This is a genomic window from Pseudoalteromonas sp. QJM3NY_22 (assembly GCF_056173065.1).
This window is the reverse complement of record NZ_CM149655.1, coordinates 960,677-977,409: the sequence shown is the minus strand read 5'-3', so window position 1 is coordinate 977,409 and position 16,733 is coordinate 960,677. Positions and strand designations below refer to the sequence as shown.

Genomic DNA, 16,733 nt, shown 5'->3' with positions numbered 1-16,733 from the left:
CATGAATACAAAAGGAAATAATATGAATACCACCTTAGAAAAAGTCAACTTTCAAGTACACATTGAACTTAACGATAAAAAAGAGGCTATTTTTAGCTATAAAAAAGATGGCAAAGAAGTTACTGGTGGCGGTATGGTAAGAACCGAAACTGCGGGTACTTACATGTTAGATCCAGCAACAGTTAAACAAGGCTTTTTTTTTACAGGGGTAACAATTACTGACAAAATAGGCAAGTGCGCTCAAGATTTTAGTCATAAACTAAGCGATAACCGCCAAGCAATCATCATTACAGACACCGCTGTAAACCCGGGTACTGCGTGTTTAATATTTAATGTTGAGTGTAATGGTAAAACATACGAAAGTACCGATCCTCAAGTAGAAAATGAGGAACAATAACTGTTAACAACATTTGATTTTTATATTGCACAAGGCTGATTTATCCCTGTGCAATTTTATCAATCAAGTACCTTCACGCCAACATTTACTAATCAATATCATTAATAAACAACCCTTTACTACTACCTCACCAGAAAAAGCCAAACTTTCAATTGCTTAATTATTTAATATACGAAACAATCTAATAACAACTTGATTCATATATCAAAAACATAAAAATAAGGATTGTATTATTTATGTATATTAAAAAACCTGCTAGGCTGCTGCCTTCTCGGTGCATTTAGCAGTCTCGCTGCTGGTAACTTAACGAATACCGACCCACTAACACCTTAGCAATGGCATTTAAATAACACCGGTCAAAATAGTCTTACTACAGACACTGTTGAAGGTGAAAATTTAAATTTACTTACCACCGAGCTATTGGGTATTAAAGGAGCTGGCGTAACCATAGTCAACACTGGTGTCGAGCTTAGCCCCCCTGATTTATGGCGTAATGTTGCATCAGGCTCGCTCAATTTATTGAACAACAGTGCAATGCTTGATGATAACAATGGTCACGGCACAGCTGTAGCTGGCATAATTGCCGCGCCCGCCAATAATAATATTGGCGGGCGCGGTGTGTAGCACCTGAAGCGAAAATTGTTGGGTTTAATTACCTTGATGCGCAATCAATGAGTAACTGCCTACAATCGCATGGCATGCCATTAACAGCACAATAGACATCCTCCAAAACACAGGGTTAGATAGCCATGGCGATGCTACGGCAGCCATGTATGGCACTTCTGAGGCAGCTGCCAATACATCGGGCGCAATCGCGCTTGTTATGTCGGCTAATCCGCAACTCGATGCCAGAACCATAAAACATATCCTCGCCACTACAGCACGTAAACTAGATGGCAACAATGCCGGTGTTGATATTAATTTTACAGATACAAATGGTGATGCATTCAGCTACAACGCCACCCCTGGTTGGCAACAAAATGCGGCAGGATACAACGTTCATACATACCTTTTATGGCTTAGGCGCAATTGATGTGACGCTGCTATGGCTCAACAAACTACTGGGTTATTACCCACATTATACCAATCTGCTTATATATGGGGTCTATTTAACGTTAAGAAAATTACGCTAGAACTAGGCTAAAGTTTTTGTATCTAGTTGTTCTAAATGAAAAATTTTTAACAACGTTATAGTGCAATTTAATTCGTTAAATTGATCAAAAATTTATGCAGGTTGGTATTACACGTATCTGATTGGCATACTGCTAACACAGAGCTAACAATACCCGATGCTAACGTGAACGGTGTGAAAGATACTCTAGCAATCACTGATAATCTAACCATTGAAGCTGTGCAGTTAAAGCTATCGATTGATCATGCACGTATGCGTGACCTTGCCATTGAGCTTATTTCTCCATCAGGTACTCGAAGTATTCTATTAAGCCCACGCACAGGGTTAATAAACGCGGCCGATACCCCAGTGCAAAATGCCCTATTGTTGAGCCAACATTTTTATGGTGAATCGGCGGCTGGACAATGGCACTAGCCAAACCCTACTTTACAATGAGCAGGCATGCTTACTCAGCATGAACGACACTAATAATAGTGTAGATGGCACTGTGTTATCTTGGTCTTTTCGCTTTTACAGCCACTAATAGGGAATTTTTATGAAAACAAATATTGTTATTTTAGTACTCACTTTTATTGTAAGTACTATTTCATTAGCGCAAGCACAAACTACAACCGTAAACACAGCTGTAAAAGCAGGCGCTGCAATACTGGCCAGCTTAGCCAGTCAAGCCAACAACGCAAATAGTTTACAGCTTGGCGATATTATTAGTGATAGCCAAAGTAGTACTGGCCTGCAACTCACTGGCGAAGTGTTACTGCAATTAACAACACAAGCCGACTTTACCAACCTGGCAACACGTTATAACTTGCAGCTAAAACACCGAGTAGGCGATATTGTTGCTGTAACAACTGCCACTGATAATCTTCAGCAGCTAGTGCAACAGTTAACGCAAGAGCCAACAGTAAAACACGTAAGTGCTGACCTGCGCGAATTAGGGCTAAGCGCCGACCCACAAGTTATAAATGATCCTCGTTAAACTATTTCTAGTTAGAGCATTAAGATTACAGCTATTTTATTGATGTAATTTTTTAAAGCCTTCATTTAGCTTAAACTAAACGAGGGCTTCGTTATCTATATATTTTAAGTAATCTATCTGATAAATCCGTTCAAAATTTAACGCTCTTTTTTAGCCCCATCCATATTTACTTGTTTATTTGTAACTATTCAGCCACATTTTCAATAAATATATCAGGTAACTGATTTTTGAAGAGTAATTCAAGGGCTAGGCTTGCTGATACATGCTGTTTTCTGCAAGTCGAGAGGTAGCTTCTGATTAAACAAAACATCTCTGCACCTTGCATGCTTCTGAAGCACCCAGATATCTTTTGATGAACCTTGGTCATCCTAATATCATTCTCACCTTGGTTGTTGCTAAAAGGCACCGCTGTTTCCGTCATGAACCGTAAGACATCATCTTGATAATCTCTTAACCGCTCTAACAACGCTCTAGACTTTGTTCGTTTCAATCTGCCTCGCTGGCCTTTTACTCGGCTGTTTCTATCCGGTGGAGGGCATTTAATGTCACCTTGAGCCAATATTTGTTGATATTTCTCTATATAGTGAGCTTTTGTGTCTGCATCTAGCTCGGGGTTATCTATTTGATGTTTATTGATTTCAGTCAGTAGGGTTTGCAAATCCTTTGCCCATTGCATACCGTCTTGCTCCCATGCCCTTTCTAACTCTCGGATATGATGTGCATTACACAAGGCATGTTGGCACTGTGTATATTGATAATACGGTTTCCAGTGGTCGTGGCATAGTACCCCAGTAAAGTGAGGTAAAATATCGGCGTCATCCATCGCTATTTTCCCTCTTTTCTCATGCGGGTAAAAATACGTCCACCACGTCGTTGATGCACCATGAAGCCATCGTCGTTTACCACCTATATTAATCCCCGTTTCATCAACGTGTAAGGCTTGATAAGTCGTTTTCAGGGCTTTCTTGAGCGCGGCTTCTGCGCCGGAGGACTTTACCAAGGCCGCTGCTTGTTCATTAAAGTTAAATAAACTACCCGCACTGATTGGAATACCGAGTTGATCACAAAAATATTCTTCAATGCGGTTGTAAGGGAGTAATTGATATTGGGATAGGTAAACTGCATGGGCTTTTACACCAACCCCATATTGAATAGGACTGTTAACGTCTTCTGGAAATTCACCAATAAAACGCTTACCTTGCTCATTTTCCAGAATTTGTGCTTGGTATTCAGTGACCACTTTCCTGATATCTATATCGACAACCTGTCGTTTTTGAAAGCCAATTTCACGGTAGTGACCTTTCGGTAAAAAATCACGTTCAACTAGGATGATTTTGATCTCATCAGGCGTCTGTGTTTGGGTTAGTGTTTTACCTGCACGGCCTTTTTGACCACCCGCTGACTTGGCTGATTTCTCTTTGTTTTGTTTTTTTCGGTTGATGTCTTTTGATGGCGGGATACTGCTATTGTTACTGTTAAGTCCTAATTTACTTGCTAACATAACAACGACAACCAGAATGAGTTCAATAGACATCTTCAGCGCAGGCGTGAGAGTTTTACCTTCTTGTAATTGAGCTTTGGTTTTCTCAACGATTTCGTCGATGTTGATGCTGTTTAAATTCATTGAAGCTAGGGCTATTAGGTCATAGCCCTAGCTTGGCATACTGGCGGGATCGGTCAATAGTTAAAAAAGATCCTTTGAAAATAATTTACCATGGTGAATAGTTACGTTTATTTTACTATTTAATTCCAAAACACACTCATTATAAAACATCTAAAAACTGCTATAAAAACAATAAAATCAATCAGTTAAACAAGAAGATTACCGAAAGGTTTAAAACACTTAAGTTCAATAAACTACTAGACATCAAATTTCATTAAAATAAAAATGAGCAAACACAATGTCTAATAATAATGAAAACCATAGCCAACAAAATGTAGACACAGGCGTGTCGGCATTAATGAATCGCATTTCTAATACATTTAACAATGAAAAAATAAGCGCTATTATTAATGTCATTAATGTCATGGCCGATGCTATTTTTATTGTTAACGCACAAGGTGTTTTTGAATCGGTAAACCCAATTGCTGCTAAATATTTTAATGTACTCGCTGACTCACTAATAGGTAAAAAGTGGCAATACTTTTTACAAGAACAATATCGCGACGATTATGAGTATATGTTTAACAGTTGGAACAACAACTACCAAACGCCACTTAATCATGGTCCAAAAGAAGTAAAAGTAATTAAGGCAAATGGAAACTTTTTAGATGTAGAGCTTTCAATCTCCTGCCTACCAACAGCCATTACTGGCAATACCCCTTTGTTTATTTGCATCATGCACGATATTTCCAAACACGTAAAAAAATACAAAGAACTTGAATCGTTAGCCAAGCTCGATCATTTAACGGGGGTTGCTAATCGCTGTACTCTTGAAAAAACAATGATTAAAAACTGGCAAGAGTGCTTAAATAACAAGCAACCTTTGAGCTTTATATTGATAGATATTGATTTTTTCAAACAATTTAATGATAGTTTTGGTCATGTAAAAGGCGATAAATGTTTGCAGATGGTCGCAAGAACAATTGAAAATTGTTTACCATCAAAAGAGTGCTTAGTTGCCCGCTATGGTGGAGAGGAGTTTGCTGTTGTACTTCCTCGCGCTCACATTTCAAATGCCGAAATGATTGCGAAACGTATTCAAGAAAAAATACTCAACATTAACTTTAGAGACATAGGCTTGCCTGCTAACGTAAAAATAAGCGTAAGCCAGGGTTTAGCGTGTGAATACTATAATCAATATAGAACATCAGAGGCATTAATATGCGCGGCTGATACGGCTTTATATAGAGCGAAGTCGGAAGGTCGTAATAAACTATGTATAAGGTGATGTGCTGACTATTTGGTATAGCATTTATCTACTAAAATAAAAACCGCAATTGCGGTTTTTTATTACTTGAGAGAAGCTTAAATGTCGATTAGCAGCCCTTCGTCCTTTTTAATTTTTTCAATCACCATATAAGTGTGGTGCGTACCGACTCCCGGTATATCAACTAAATCCCCCAATACTTGTCTATACTCTTCCATGTTAGACACGCGTATTTTTAATAAATAATCATAGCCACCAGCAACCATGTCGCATTCAACCACTTGCTTAATTTTTAAAATATGCTCTCTAAATACTTTAAATACGGCTGTATTTGAGGTAACAAGCGAAACTTGCACATGAGCAACTAAGCTTTGACTTAGCTTAGCTTCACTAAGTTTTGCATAATAGCCTTCTATGTAACCCTCTTGCTCTAAACGTTTAACACGATCAAGGCATGGGCTAGGGCTCAAGTTAACCTGTTTTGCCAGGTTAACATTAGAAATTCTGCCGTTCTTTTGTAGAACGTCTAGTATGGCTAAATCGATACGATCTAGCATGCGTAATCTATTTGGAATTGTCATAACAGAATTTTATGCGGATAAGTTAAATTTATGCCCTGTAAATTATCGTAAATCGTGAAATTTAACCAGCATATTCTGCGGAATTTTAATTAGAATGCACTCACAATATCACTGAAAATTTATTGGTAATTAATTTTACTTTAAATCCTAAACACTCCTGAGGGTTGCTTATGTTATTCAACGGCGATTTAACTACTAACTGTCCTATTAGACAGAAAATTCGTGACTTTTACCGCATAGACGAAAATGCGGTTATCGATCATATTTTACCACTTGCAGAAGTGGGCGTAAAAGCACGAAGCCGTGCATGGGAAAGAGCCCGCCAGATTGTTTTAAACATTCGTAAAGAGCAAGATGGACAAGGCGGTGTTGATGCACTTTTAAATGAATTCTCACTCTCTAGTGAAGAAGGTGTTGTATTAATGTGTTTGGCCGAAGCTCTGCTTCGCGTACCAGACAAAGCAACTCAAGATGTACTTATTCGCGACAAGTTGGCCAAAGGTGATTGGAGCTCTCATTTAGGCAGCAGCGATTCTTTATTTGTAAACGCGTCTTCTTGGGGATTATTAGTTACCGGTAAAATGGTTAACTACACAGACAAAACGAAAGAACAGCAGTTTGGTATGCTTAAAAAGGCCATTGGTCGTTTAGGTGAGCCAGTTATTCGTAAATCTGTAAATTTTGCTATGAAAATTATGGGTAAGCAATTCGTTATGGGCCGTACCATTGACGAAGCAATTGAACGTGCTGCCGATACAGAGCAAAAAGGCTATGTATATTCTTACGATATGCTAGGCGAAGGCGCGCGCACAATGAAAGATGCAAAGCGTTACTTTGACAGCTACATGAATGCAATTCATGCCATTGGTAAAGCGGCTAATGGCCGTGGTCCAATTAAGAGCCCGGGCATTTCAGTTAAACTTTCGGCTATTCATCCACGCTATGAGTTCACTCATAAAGAGCGTGTGATGGCAGAAATAGTCCCTAAGTTAAAAGAACTTGCACTTGCCGCTAAAAAATACGATATCGGCTTTACCGTTGATGCCGAAGAAGCTGATCGCTTAGATATTTCATTAGATATAATTGAAGCGGTATTTAGCGATGAAGATCTTGGTGATTGGCAAGGGTTTGGTTTAGCGGTTCAAGCGTACCAGAAACGTGCTATTTTTGTAATTGAATGGCTAACTGAGCTTGCGACCCGCGTTGGTCGTAAAATGATGGTCCGTTTAGTTAAGGGAGCTTATTGGGATACAGAGATTAAAACCACACAACAAGATGGTTTGGATCACTACCCCGTATTTACACGCAAAGCCACAACTGATGTTTCCTACAAAGCATGTGCAATTAAAATGCTTGAAGCGCGCGATGTGCTTTATCCGCAATTTGCTACACATAACGCTTACACTGCCGCGACTATTTTAGAAGTAGCCAAAGGCGACAATACAGGTTTTGAATTTCAACGTTTGCACGGTATGGGTGAGTCATTATTCGACCAAATCGTTAACGAAGAAAAAATTCAGTGCCGCGTATATGCCCCTGTTGGTCAACACGAAGATTTACTTGCTTACCTTGTTCGTCGTTTATTAGAAAATGGCGCTAACTCATCATTTGTAAATGCCATTGTAGATACATCTAAACCTGTTGAATCGCTATTACCAGATCCTGTAGAAACACTACAAGGCTTACGTAACAAGTATAATACGCAAATTAAAATGCCAATTAATTTATACGGTGAAGAACGTGCTAACTCTAAAGGCATGGATTTAACCGACATTAATGTTATTACCCCTTTCAAAGAGAATCTTGAAAGCTGGTTTAATGAGCATTTAATTGAGCAAAGCCAAGTACCTGAAGGCTCATTGGCCGTTAAAAACCCAGCGAATCATAAAGAAATCATCGGCCACGTTAAATTACAAACTGGCGAAGAGATGAAAGTATTACTGGCTAACGCAGAAGCAGCTTTTGAATCATGGTCGCAAACATCAGTAAAAGAACGTGCAAATTTACTGCGTCGCGTTGCTGATATTTTAGAGCGTCATCACGACGAACTAGTCGCTATCTGTATTAAAGAAGCGGGTAAAGTAGCACAAGACGGTATTGATGAAGTACGTGAAGCGGTTGATTTTTGTCGTTATTACGCTGCACGTGCTGAAGAGTTATCGCAAGATGAACGCTTTGAAGCCCGTGGCGTTATTTTATGTATCAGCCCGTGGAACTTCCCGCTTGCAATATTCTTAGGCCAAGTTGCTGCTGCCATTGTTACAGGTAACACAGTAATAGCAAAACCTGCTGAGCAAACAAGCTTAATTGCCCTTCGTGTAATTGAACTCATGCTGTCTGTTGGTTTACCTGAGCATGTTGTTCAACCGGTTATTGCTCGTGGTTCTGAAGTAGGCAAAATAATTGTTCCTGATGAACGCATTCAAGCGGTTATGTTTACAGGCTCTACTGAAACAGGCACATTAATTTCTCAAACACTTGCTGCACGTAACGATATTCAAGTACCGTTAATTGCAGAAACAGGTGGCCAAAACTGTATGATTGTTGACTCAACGGCGCTTCCTGAGCAAGTAGTTGACGATGTGATCAGTTCTGGTTTTCAAAGTGCTGGGCAACGTTGTTCAGCTCTTCGTGTTCTATTTATTCAAGAAGACGTAGCTGATGGCATCATCGATATGCTTAAAGGGGCTCTAGCTGAGTTACACATTGGCGATCCATCGTTACTATCAACTGATGTAGGCCCTGTAATTGATGAAAAAGCACTTAAAAACTTAAACGACCATGTTGAGTACTTAAAAGGTAATGCAACACTGCATTACGAGTGCAAAATTCCTGATAATACATTAAATGGTGCATTCTTTTTTGCGCCTCGTTTATATGAAATTAAGGACTTATCAGTACTTAAACGTGAAGTATTTGGCCCATGTGTTCATATTGTGCGTTTTAAATCGAGCGAACTTGATGATGTGATGGATCAAATTAACAACACAGGTTATGGCTTAACAATGGGTGTACATTCACGTATTGAAGAGCGCTGTGAATACCTTGCTAAAATGTCACGTGCGGGTAATGTTTACATTAACCGCAACATGATTGGTGCTATTGTTGGTGTGCAACCATTTGGTGGCCGTGGTTTATCAGGTACTGGCCCTAAAGCCGGTGGCCCTAACTACCTACAACGTTTAGTAAAAGAAAAGGCATCACCAGATAACGTGCAAATGACAAACCTGACGCCAGACGAACTTGATTTACACCACTACAGTGGTGCAAATGAACAAGTTAAAAAGCTAATGGCTAACTCAATGCGCGATGAAAAGATTTGGCGTGCAACACCGCTAAACGACCGTGTTTCGGCTGTACGTCAGTTGCTTGCTAAAATCGCGACGGTAGAAATTATCGACGATTTAGCAGACGATTTGGCATTAACACTATCAGAAGCTCGTGCACAGCTTAACCGCCTCGAAAAGCACATGCGTAAATTTACTACCCTGCCTGGGCCAACGGGTGAGTCTAATACACTTCATCTAGAAGCGCGTGGTTGTGTCGTGTGTTATGCAGATAAGAGCACATCATTTAACTTCTGGGCATTGTCTATCATTACCGCTATTGCCGCAGGTAATACGGTAATTACTGTAGCGTCTGAGCTGTTTTATGATGAAGCTGTTGCCTTTAAAGATAAATTTATCTCTACAGGTGTTGCTGAAGGTGTTTTCCAAGTAGCTAAACCTAATCAGTTACAAGCTATCTTGGCTCACCCTCATTTAGCAGGTGCAGTAGTTGCTGCTCGCTCGTCTCGCTTAGGCTACTTTAGCCAGCAGCTAGCACAGCGTAAAGGTGCTATTTTACCAGTAATTAGCTCTGAGTATTACGATACGTTAATCAAACGTCTTATTACTGAAAAAACAATCAGTATTGATACAACAGCATCAGGTGGTAACACATCACTAATGACGCTTGTTGAAGATGATGAGTAATTAGAAAAACTAATTTTTTAATAGACACGAGAGGCACCTAATGGTGCCTTTTTACTATGTAAATAGCGTAAAGTTTGTTACTTTATAGTTAGTCAAACTATATAAGTTATTAAATTGAAAACCATTCTTATTTCACAATTACTCCCTGGTATGTTTGTACAACATGTTACTAAGCAAACAGGTCGCATTAAAGTTAAAAGCCAAGGCTGGGTTAAAACTCAAGCGGATATTGATAAGCTAAAAAAAGCAGGGATCTTAGAAGTCGAAATAGATCCTGATAAAACCCTTATCAATAGAGTTCCTGAAAAAGAGCTAGAGAGCACTTCTGCAGTAAAAATTAAACGAGACCCTTGGCAAAAAGCACACAGTGCAGAACAAGAAATGGGCAAAGCTAAAAAGCTTTATGACGAAGCTAAAACACTTCAAATCAAAGCATTTAAAGAAATAAAAGCTGGCCGAAAAATAGATATAGCCCCTTTTAGAGAGCTTGCAAGTGGCTTTATGGATTCAGTGTTTAGAAACCAAGATGCGTTAGCGTGCCTTACACAAATGCGTCAAAAAGATGCTTATTTACTTGAGCACTCTATTAATGTTTCTATTTTAATGAGTATTTTTGCTAAGCACTTAGAAATAGATAAAGAGATTATCGAACAATTAACCACAGGTGCTTTGTTGCATGATATTGGTAAAATAAAAATACCTGACGAAATTCTCAATAAACCGGGTCGTTTTAGCGACGCTGAATTCGAAATAATGAAAAAACATTCCCTTTTTAGTAAAGAAATTTTAGAAGGGTCTGGCTTAAAAGGAATCGCTGTTGATATTGCTGGTATGCATCATGAGCGTTTGGATGGCAAAGGTTATCCGTTTGGTAAAAAAGGCAATGAAATAAGCCAATATGTGCGCATGGCCTCAATTGTTGATGTTTATGATGCATTAACCGCTGAACGCGTTTATAAAGCTGGCATGGAACCCATTAAAGCATTTAAAATATTAAAAGAAGGCTGCCCCGATAGTTTTGACCCTGTGCTGCTTACTAAATTCATTCAATGCATTGGTATTCACCCGGTTGGGACTTTAGTAAGATTATCAAGCCAAAAAGTCGGACTAGTGACTGAAAGCAACCCTGCATCGCCACTAAAACCGATAGTAAAAACATTTTACAGCGCTAAACACAGCCGTTATACGGAAGTACAAGATATCGATTTAGCCAATAAAAAGACTTTAGATACCCTTGAATCTACTGTTAAACCAAAAGAATATAATATTGATTTAGAACGTTTTTATAAAAATTCAATACTGCCATAGAGTGGTCGCTTATTGCGGCCAATCTTGCAATGCTTTTAAACTAAACTCGTAACCATCAAAATCAAGGACGCTCTGCTCTGGTGTTATTTCTCTAACCGTTAGCGCACCAATACTCTCTCCTTCATGTAGCTCTCGTCCATTTAACTTTATCCAACGTTTATCAGCACTGGATGAATAAATATGCGCTTGGTATTTAATACTAGGCAACATTGATTGCAAACCATCAGGCAGTAGCTCCACAGGCTCAACACGTGATGACGTTTTTGATGCTTGAGTAACTTCATAATCTTGATTTTTTTCGACATCTTGTATCGCTTGCGCAAATGCATTTTTAAGCGTTGTTGGCACGGCATCAAGTTCAGGATCGCTCACTTGTTGAGATTGATTGCTACCATTAATTGGCTTACCTAGTACTTTATATTTGCTCATATCTAGTTGAGCCGATGCGGTATTTTGATTTTGCCCGAATACCGAAGTGTTTTGTGCATTATTTGGATTGTAATTACTTTGTGGGTTAAACGCTGGCTGATTATAATTTTGAACCGGCATTACTTGTTGCATATTTTGCTGATTATAACCTGCTGCGCTCGTGACCTGACTCGATGGCATAGGGATATATTGCCCACTAGGGGTTAATAACATTTGCTGTACACCATTAGGTGTTTGCACATGCACAAGTTGCCCTTCAATCGTTGCAGTATTTGTTGAAGCTACTTTTGCAGGCTCTAACTTAGCTATTTGCTGCTTTTCAACTTCAGTATCTATTTTTTTAGCATCTTCTTTAGGTGCTGATTTTTCGCTTTCAACCACATTAAGTACAGCAGGTTCCAATGTTTTTAATAAGCCTGTACCTTGAAACCACTTACCGACAGTAAAGCCACCAGCGACAGCAATAAAAGCACCTAAGCTTGTACCAAAAACTAATGCTAATCGCCTATAACGCTTGAGTGCTTGCTGCTGTTTTAACTGCTCTGATTGCAAGTCGTACTGCTCAGCACTCATATCTGATTGCTGCGACTGCTTTAGCGCATCTAATAAATAAGACATAACTTACCTAACTATAAAATAAATGAAAGCCCAATACCTACGGCAAATAAAGTAGCGAAAGCAAAGCTGTATGATACAAATGATGTTCCCTTGTTCGCTTCATTAACTGGCGCTACAAAATCCATTGGTAATGACTCATGTGCTGATTTTTTTATTATATCGCTATCAACTATCAACTGCTGCTTTGCAAATGTGCCCACTAAAGCACGTTCACACACCAAGTTCATTAGGCGCGGCACACCACCCGTTAATTGATGAACTGCTTGCATAGCATCCATCGAAAAAATCCCTTTATCGCACCCTGCAACGTGCAAACGATGCTTTATATAAGCCACGGTTTGGCCTTGCGTGAGTGGCAATAAATGGTAACGAGCTGTTATTCGCTGAGCAAGTTGTCTTAATTCATTGCGCTTTAAAAGCTCTTGGAGTTCAGGTTGGCCCACAAGCACTATTTGTAATAGCTTTTTATGATCGGTTTCTATATTTGTCAGCAAGCGCAATTGCTCAAGCACATTAGGAGCAAGTAACTGTGCCTCATCAATGATAAGTATGGTGTGACCACCCGATTTATTATTAGTCTCTAAATGCTTTTTTATAATATCGGTAAGGCTTTTAAGCGTCGAATTATTAGTATCGTAACTAATATTAAGCTCATCACAAATACTGGCTAATAACTCTAGCTCCGAAAGTGCTGGATTATGGATCATTGCGACTTGGGTATTTTCAGGCAATTGCTCAAGCATACTGCGAGTGATCGTGGTTTTTCCGGTGCCCACTTCGCCCGTTAATAATACAAAGCCGCCATCTTCACCCAATCCATAGGTAAGGTGCGCTAAGGCTTCTTTGTGGCGTTCACTTAAAAACAAGTAATGGGGGTTAGGCGAGATAGAAAAAGGTTTTTCGTTCAGGCCAAAATAGCTTAAATACACCGTGATGTTCCTTCATAATTAAATCACGGCCTATAATGGCAAAAAAATCCCCTAAGTGACAACACTGTGAGTGCTTTATTATTGAAATAACGTAAATTTATGAAAAACAAAAAAGCGCAACTGTTTTAAAGTTGCGCTTTATACCTTTAAATTTACACTTTTTTATTTTTCATAGCGCACTAATCGTAAATACACATTACTTGTTTTAGCATGCAAACTATTTAGGCCACTATCAAACTGATAGACCCATGCAGAGCTCATTGTGCTCACACCCGATGTATTTGACCAATAATTTTGAAGCTTAGTGCCAAAAAATACAGTTTCATTAATACTCGGCTCTGTGCAACTGTGCTCTAAAATACTCGCCAATTCTTTAATGTTAGGCATTTGCCAATCATCGTAATCTGCGGTTGTATCATTTTTAGCACCGCGTAGTGCCTCTTGCCAAGTGAGAGAAGGTGTTGATCCTTCACAAAGTTGTGTCTCTGTATTGTAAGTCTGCCCATAACTACAGCGTTGCCACATAAGGCCAGTTTCGCTATCAGACACAGTGCCATCTGTATTTATAGTAAACCTATCTGTCGGTGTTGTGGTATCTGCACCTGCATAACAAGTTTGCGCCGCTGCAATATTAAAGCTCAAACTTATAGTTGCTATTGCATAGAGTAATTTTAATTTCATTATTTTCTCCTAACGACTTCTAACTAAACGTACATAAGCAGTATTTTCTTTTGGATAAGCAAGGTCGTTACCATCACTCATATCAATAATATACGCTTGCGATAAACTTGTACCGTCGGCTGCGGTTTGCGAAGTCCAGTAACGTAGATGGCTTAATGCACTTTCACTTGGCATATTAGGGAAAAATGCCTCGTCAATTAATACACTTTGACCTTGTTTTCCGTAATCAATTAAGCCTAAAAGCTCTGTGTAACTAGGTAATCGCCAGTTCGTACCGCCACAAAAATCTAAGTCATTCACTTCGTTTATATAGCTTTGTACACCACAACTTGTATTATCAGGGCACGTACTATTAGCTGAACTTGTATCGGTAAAAGTCGTATTCCCTACATCCCAAAAGTAATGATTTTGACCATCACGTAACGAAGTATTTGGTACCGTGCCAGATGCCACACTTTTCACCTCCCAAACCAACCCTGTTACGTTATCGCGAATACAACTAAAACTATTGCTGGTATCAGACACTTCATCGGCAAATTCATTTAACTTCGTATAATCAAACGCTAAATTACCTTTACCTACTTTATCCAAACGATTTGCAAAGCTGTCGCGGCCAAGTTCTGCATCTTGCGCGGGAAAGTCATCGCTTTCACAATTAATACGCTGGGTATTGTTATAACACTCACCCACACCACTATCATTTATAAGCCCGAGAGCTTTTGGCGATACATCTACAAATAAAGAATCTGTGTCTGTACGTCCTTTTGAGTCAGTTACCGTTACTTCAAAGCTCAATGTGGTCTCGGTGTCTACATCTGAGGCAAAAAATGTCGTTGTACACTGATTACTATTACTTAATGTTTCGGTATTACCGGTAAGTTGTTGCCATTTACATTGGTATGTATCTGTTACGGTTTCACTGCTAGTTGCATCAAGTGTTACCTGCTCAAACTCTTCAATATTTTGATCAGCACCCGCATTTGCATCCACTAATTCATTTGTTTTGTTGAGGGTCATTGAATATTGAGTGCTTGCCTCACCGCCTTCATCATCTATAACAGTTAACTGCCAAGATAAATTTACGTTACTTTCAAGCAATGGATGAGAAAAGCTGAGTGTTGACTCATTAAAGCTCGCAATATTTAACTCAGGCCCCGATAGCAATTGCCAAAAATAGCTATCAATTTGGCCATTTTCATCCGGATCGCTTGACTCAAGACCGCTTAAAGCGACCGTGTCTTTGTATACAGAAGGAAGTGTTTCAGGCGATGTTTGTGTAACAGTAACAAGGGGAAGCTGGTTATTAGAACTAACTGAGATGGAAATGTCGTCACTAACGGCGCTAGTGCCGGAGCTTTGATAACTCACTCTTAAAACTATTTCACTGTCAGTTTTTACATCTGGTGCGGTGAGCGTTTGTTCTGCTCCCTCTAACGGAAAGCCTTCTAAGCTTGGACCGCTTACTTGTTGCCAAGTAAAAGTTCCATCAGCAGGAGAACCCTGTGCTGTAATGGAAAAATCGGTTTTTTCAATAATTTGTAAATCGTTTCCAGCATTAACAGATGATTCTACATCGGCATCATCGCTGCCACCACCGCCTCCACATGCGCAAAGCAAAGCAATAAGAGGAATTAAAGCAAACGCTTTCATACAAAGCACCTTTTATGTCAAATAGTTACTATAGTGTAATCATAAGCAATAAAGATGCCATTAAAGTGCTACATATAAGTATCTTGATGAATACGTACAAACAACTTAGTACCGATTTTACTGTAATCTACTTTGTATTCACGCCCATCTAAGGCTTGAATGAACAATAGCTGTTTTTCTTCACCAAACACGTCTGGGCTTCCAACATACACTATTTCTAAATAACGATCTTTTGCATCACGTCGATTTTTTGGCAACTCTTCTTTAAAAGGCTCTAGGCCATTTTGTGTTACTTTAATTCGCGGATGAATTTCAGAGTTAACAATCACTAAATCATGTTTTTTATCTTTATGTATTATGGTATTTCGCCCACTTTTTAAAAAGGATCTGTCTTGACTCATTACTATTCCTACTACCGCACTTGAGTATTTACGTTATTTACTCTGCGTCGCTATAAACTGACTGGGGTTTTGCTTCCACTTATTTAAGTTAGCACTAAACGCCCAAATATCTCTATCTAATACACTGGCAGGTAACAATAAATCATAACCTGTTAACAGCTGAAGGTGCTTTGTTCTATTTGCAAACATAGCTATAAGCCCATTATAGCTTATTCCCCTTTGAGAGATATACTGTGTATCTTCTATTAACCATTCTGATGGGCAATGACCATTTTTGCAATGTTTTTGAACAGCTTGCATGAATAAATGTCGTTGTTCTATTAGCAGTTTCCCTGCAATTCTAGGTGATAAACTTGCTAAAAACTCATCAATATCATTTACTTTGATACCCACAGTATTTAACTCAATGTATTCAACCCCGTCCTCAACCTTAGGTATACCACTATGCCTAAAATTACTTTGAAAAAGGTGCCATGCTCCATACTTATGCTGATATATAAGTTTGGATTCACTTAATATTAAACTATAGAAGGGTTCTTGGGTTTTTAAAAACCCAATAAAAATAGCACCGATACAAGCACTCACTAAAAAAACTTCAACAATACTTATTTTATCTGGACGTAATAAATTAAACCCCATAATAAGCACCAACCCAATGGCACCCACTATTAATATTTCGATGCCATCACGTGCGCCTTGTGCCCTGTATTTCACATGGTTTCTATCGTTTTTATCCATGCTGATAGAACACCATATAAAATATCAACATAATAATAGCCCATAAAAT

General features: G+C 39.0%; 17 protein-coding genes. 8 read left to right on the top strand and 9 right to left on the bottom strand.

Annotated elements, in window-relative coordinates; translation table 11 throughout:
- Window positions 1-22: 22 nt before the first annotated feature.
- Entirely contained in the window at window positions 23-397 is a 375-nt protein-coding gene (locus tag AC0VZ4_RS04325; protein ID WP_475441009.1) for a DP-EP family protein, read from the top strand.
- 420 nt (window positions 398-817) lie between these two features.
- The gene (locus tag AC0VZ4_RS04320; protein ID WP_475441008.1) at window positions 818-1,021 is read left to right on the top strand and encodes a S8 family serine peptidase; all 204 of its coding nucleotides are present in this window, start codon (window positions 818-820) and stop codon (window positions 1,019-1,021) included.
- Between the two features lie 24 nt (window positions 1,022-1,045).
- Here the strand turns inward: AC0VZ4_RS04320 and AC0VZ4_RS04315 are convergent, their stop codons facing one another.
- Window positions 1,046-1,168: a hypothetical protein gene (locus tag AC0VZ4_RS04315; protein ID WP_475441007.1), complete on the bottom strand. Its 123-nt coding sequence runs from the start codon at window positions 1,166-1,168 to the stop codon at window positions 1,046-1,048.
- On the opposite strand from AC0VZ4_RS04315, the gene AC0VZ4_RS04310 reads away from it, so the two are divergent.
- From AC0VZ4_RS04310 to AC0VZ4_RS04300, 3 genes are all read left to right on the top strand, one after another.
- Window positions 1,167-1,430: a S8 family serine peptidase gene (locus tag AC0VZ4_RS04310; RefSeq protein ID WP_475441006.1), complete on the top strand. Its 264-nt coding sequence runs from the start codon at window positions 1,167-1,169 to the stop codon at window positions 1,428-1,430. The two genes, AC0VZ4_RS04315 and AC0VZ4_RS04310, sit on opposite strands and share 2 nt — an antisense overlap.
- 180 nt (window positions 1,431-1,610) lie before the next feature.
- Window positions 1,611-1,943: a proprotein convertase P-domain-containing protein gene (locus AC0VZ4_RS04305; RefSeq protein WP_475441005.1), complete on the top strand. Its 333-nt coding sequence runs from the start codon at window positions 1,611-1,613 to the stop codon at window positions 1,941-1,943.
- A gap of 121 nt (window positions 1,944-2,064) precedes the next feature.
- Window positions 2,065-2,505, top strand: coding sequence for a hypothetical protein (locus tag AC0VZ4_RS04300; RefSeq protein WP_475441004.1), 441 nt, complete (start codon window positions 2,065-2,067; stop codon window positions 2,503-2,505).
- Window positions 2,506-2,689: 184 nt separating this feature from the next.
- Here the strand turns inward: AC0VZ4_RS04300 and tnpC are convergent, their stop codons facing one another.
- Complete coding sequence (gene tnpC / locus AC0VZ4_RS04295) at window positions 2,690-4,129, bottom strand: IS66 family transposase (protein WP_475439674.1); 1,440 nt, start codon at window positions 4,127-4,129, stop codon at window positions 2,690-2,692.
- Between the two features lie 277 nt (window positions 4,130-4,406).
- On the opposite strand from tnpC, the gene AC0VZ4_RS04290 reads away from it, so the two are divergent.
- Window positions 4,407-5,396, top strand: a complete 990-nt coding sequence (locus tag AC0VZ4_RS04290) for a GGDEF domain-containing protein (protein ID WP_475441003.1) — start codon at window positions 4,407-4,409, stop codon at window positions 5,394-5,396.
- 77 nt (window positions 5,397-5,473) lie between these two features.
- Here AC0VZ4_RS04290 and AC0VZ4_RS04285 read toward each other — a convergent pair whose 3' ends face one another.
- The gene (locus AC0VZ4_RS04285) at window positions 5,474-5,956 is read right to left on the bottom strand and encodes a winged helix-turn-helix transcriptional regulator (RefSeq protein ID WP_475441002.1); all 483 of its coding nucleotides are present in this window, start codon (window positions 5,954-5,956) and stop codon (window positions 5,474-5,476) included.
- Window positions 5,957-6,126: 170 nt separating this feature from the next.
- Here AC0VZ4_RS04285 and putA point away from each other — a divergent pair, with 170 nt between their 5' ends.
- The gene (gene putA, locus AC0VZ4_RS04280; RefSeq protein ID WP_475441001.1) at window positions 6,127-9,930 is read left to right on the top strand and encodes a bifunctional proline dehydrogenase/L-glutamate gamma-semialdehyde dehydrogenase PutA; all 3,804 of its coding nucleotides are present in this window, start codon (window positions 6,127-6,129) and stop codon (window positions 9,928-9,930) included.
- Window positions 9,931-10,044: 114 nt separating this feature from the next.
- A complete protein-coding gene (locus tag AC0VZ4_RS04275) occupies window positions 10,045-11,238 on the top strand; it encodes an HD-GYP domain-containing protein (protein ID WP_475441000.1) in 1,194 nt (397 codons plus the stop codon).
- A 9-nt stretch (window positions 11,239-11,247) separates the two neighbouring features.
- On the opposite strand, the gene AC0VZ4_RS04270 is transcribed toward AC0VZ4_RS04275, so the two are convergent.
- The 6 genes from AC0VZ4_RS04270 to AC0VZ4_RS04245 form a co-directional block, all read right to left on the bottom strand.
- The gene (locus tag AC0VZ4_RS04270; RefSeq protein ID WP_475440999.1) at window positions 11,248-12,285 is read right to left on the bottom strand and encodes a general secretion pathway protein GspB; all 1,038 of its coding nucleotides are present in this window, start codon (window positions 12,283-12,285) and stop codon (window positions 11,248-11,250) included.
- An 11-nt stretch (window positions 12,286-12,296) separates the two neighbouring features.
- The gene (locus AC0VZ4_RS04265; RefSeq protein WP_475440998.1) at window positions 12,297-13,214 is read right to left on the bottom strand and encodes an ExeA family protein; all 918 of its coding nucleotides are present in this window, start codon (window positions 13,212-13,214) and stop codon (window positions 12,297-12,299) included.
- A 162-nt stretch (window positions 13,215-13,376) separates the two neighbouring features.
- Entirely contained in the window at window positions 13,377-13,895 is a 519-nt protein-coding gene (locus AC0VZ4_RS04260) for an Lcl C-terminal domain-containing protein (RefSeq protein WP_475440997.1), read from the bottom strand.
- A 9-nt stretch (window positions 13,896-13,904) separates the two neighbouring features.
- Window positions 13,905-15,545, bottom strand: coding sequence for an Lcl C-terminal domain-containing protein (locus AC0VZ4_RS04255; protein ID WP_475440996.1), 1,641 nt, complete (start codon window positions 15,543-15,545; stop codon window positions 13,905-13,907).
- A gap of 68 nt (window positions 15,546-15,613) precedes the next feature.
- A complete protein-coding gene (locus AC0VZ4_RS04250) occupies window positions 15,614-15,946 on the bottom strand; it encodes a hypothetical protein (protein ID WP_007377553.1) in 333 nt (110 codons plus the stop codon).
- A gap of 33 nt (window positions 15,947-15,979) precedes the next feature.
- A complete protein-coding gene (locus AC0VZ4_RS04245; RefSeq protein ID WP_475440995.1) occupies window positions 15,980-16,684 on the bottom strand; it encodes a DUF2982 domain-containing protein in 705 nt (234 codons plus the stop codon).
- Window positions 16,685-16,733: the final 49 nt, after the last annotated feature.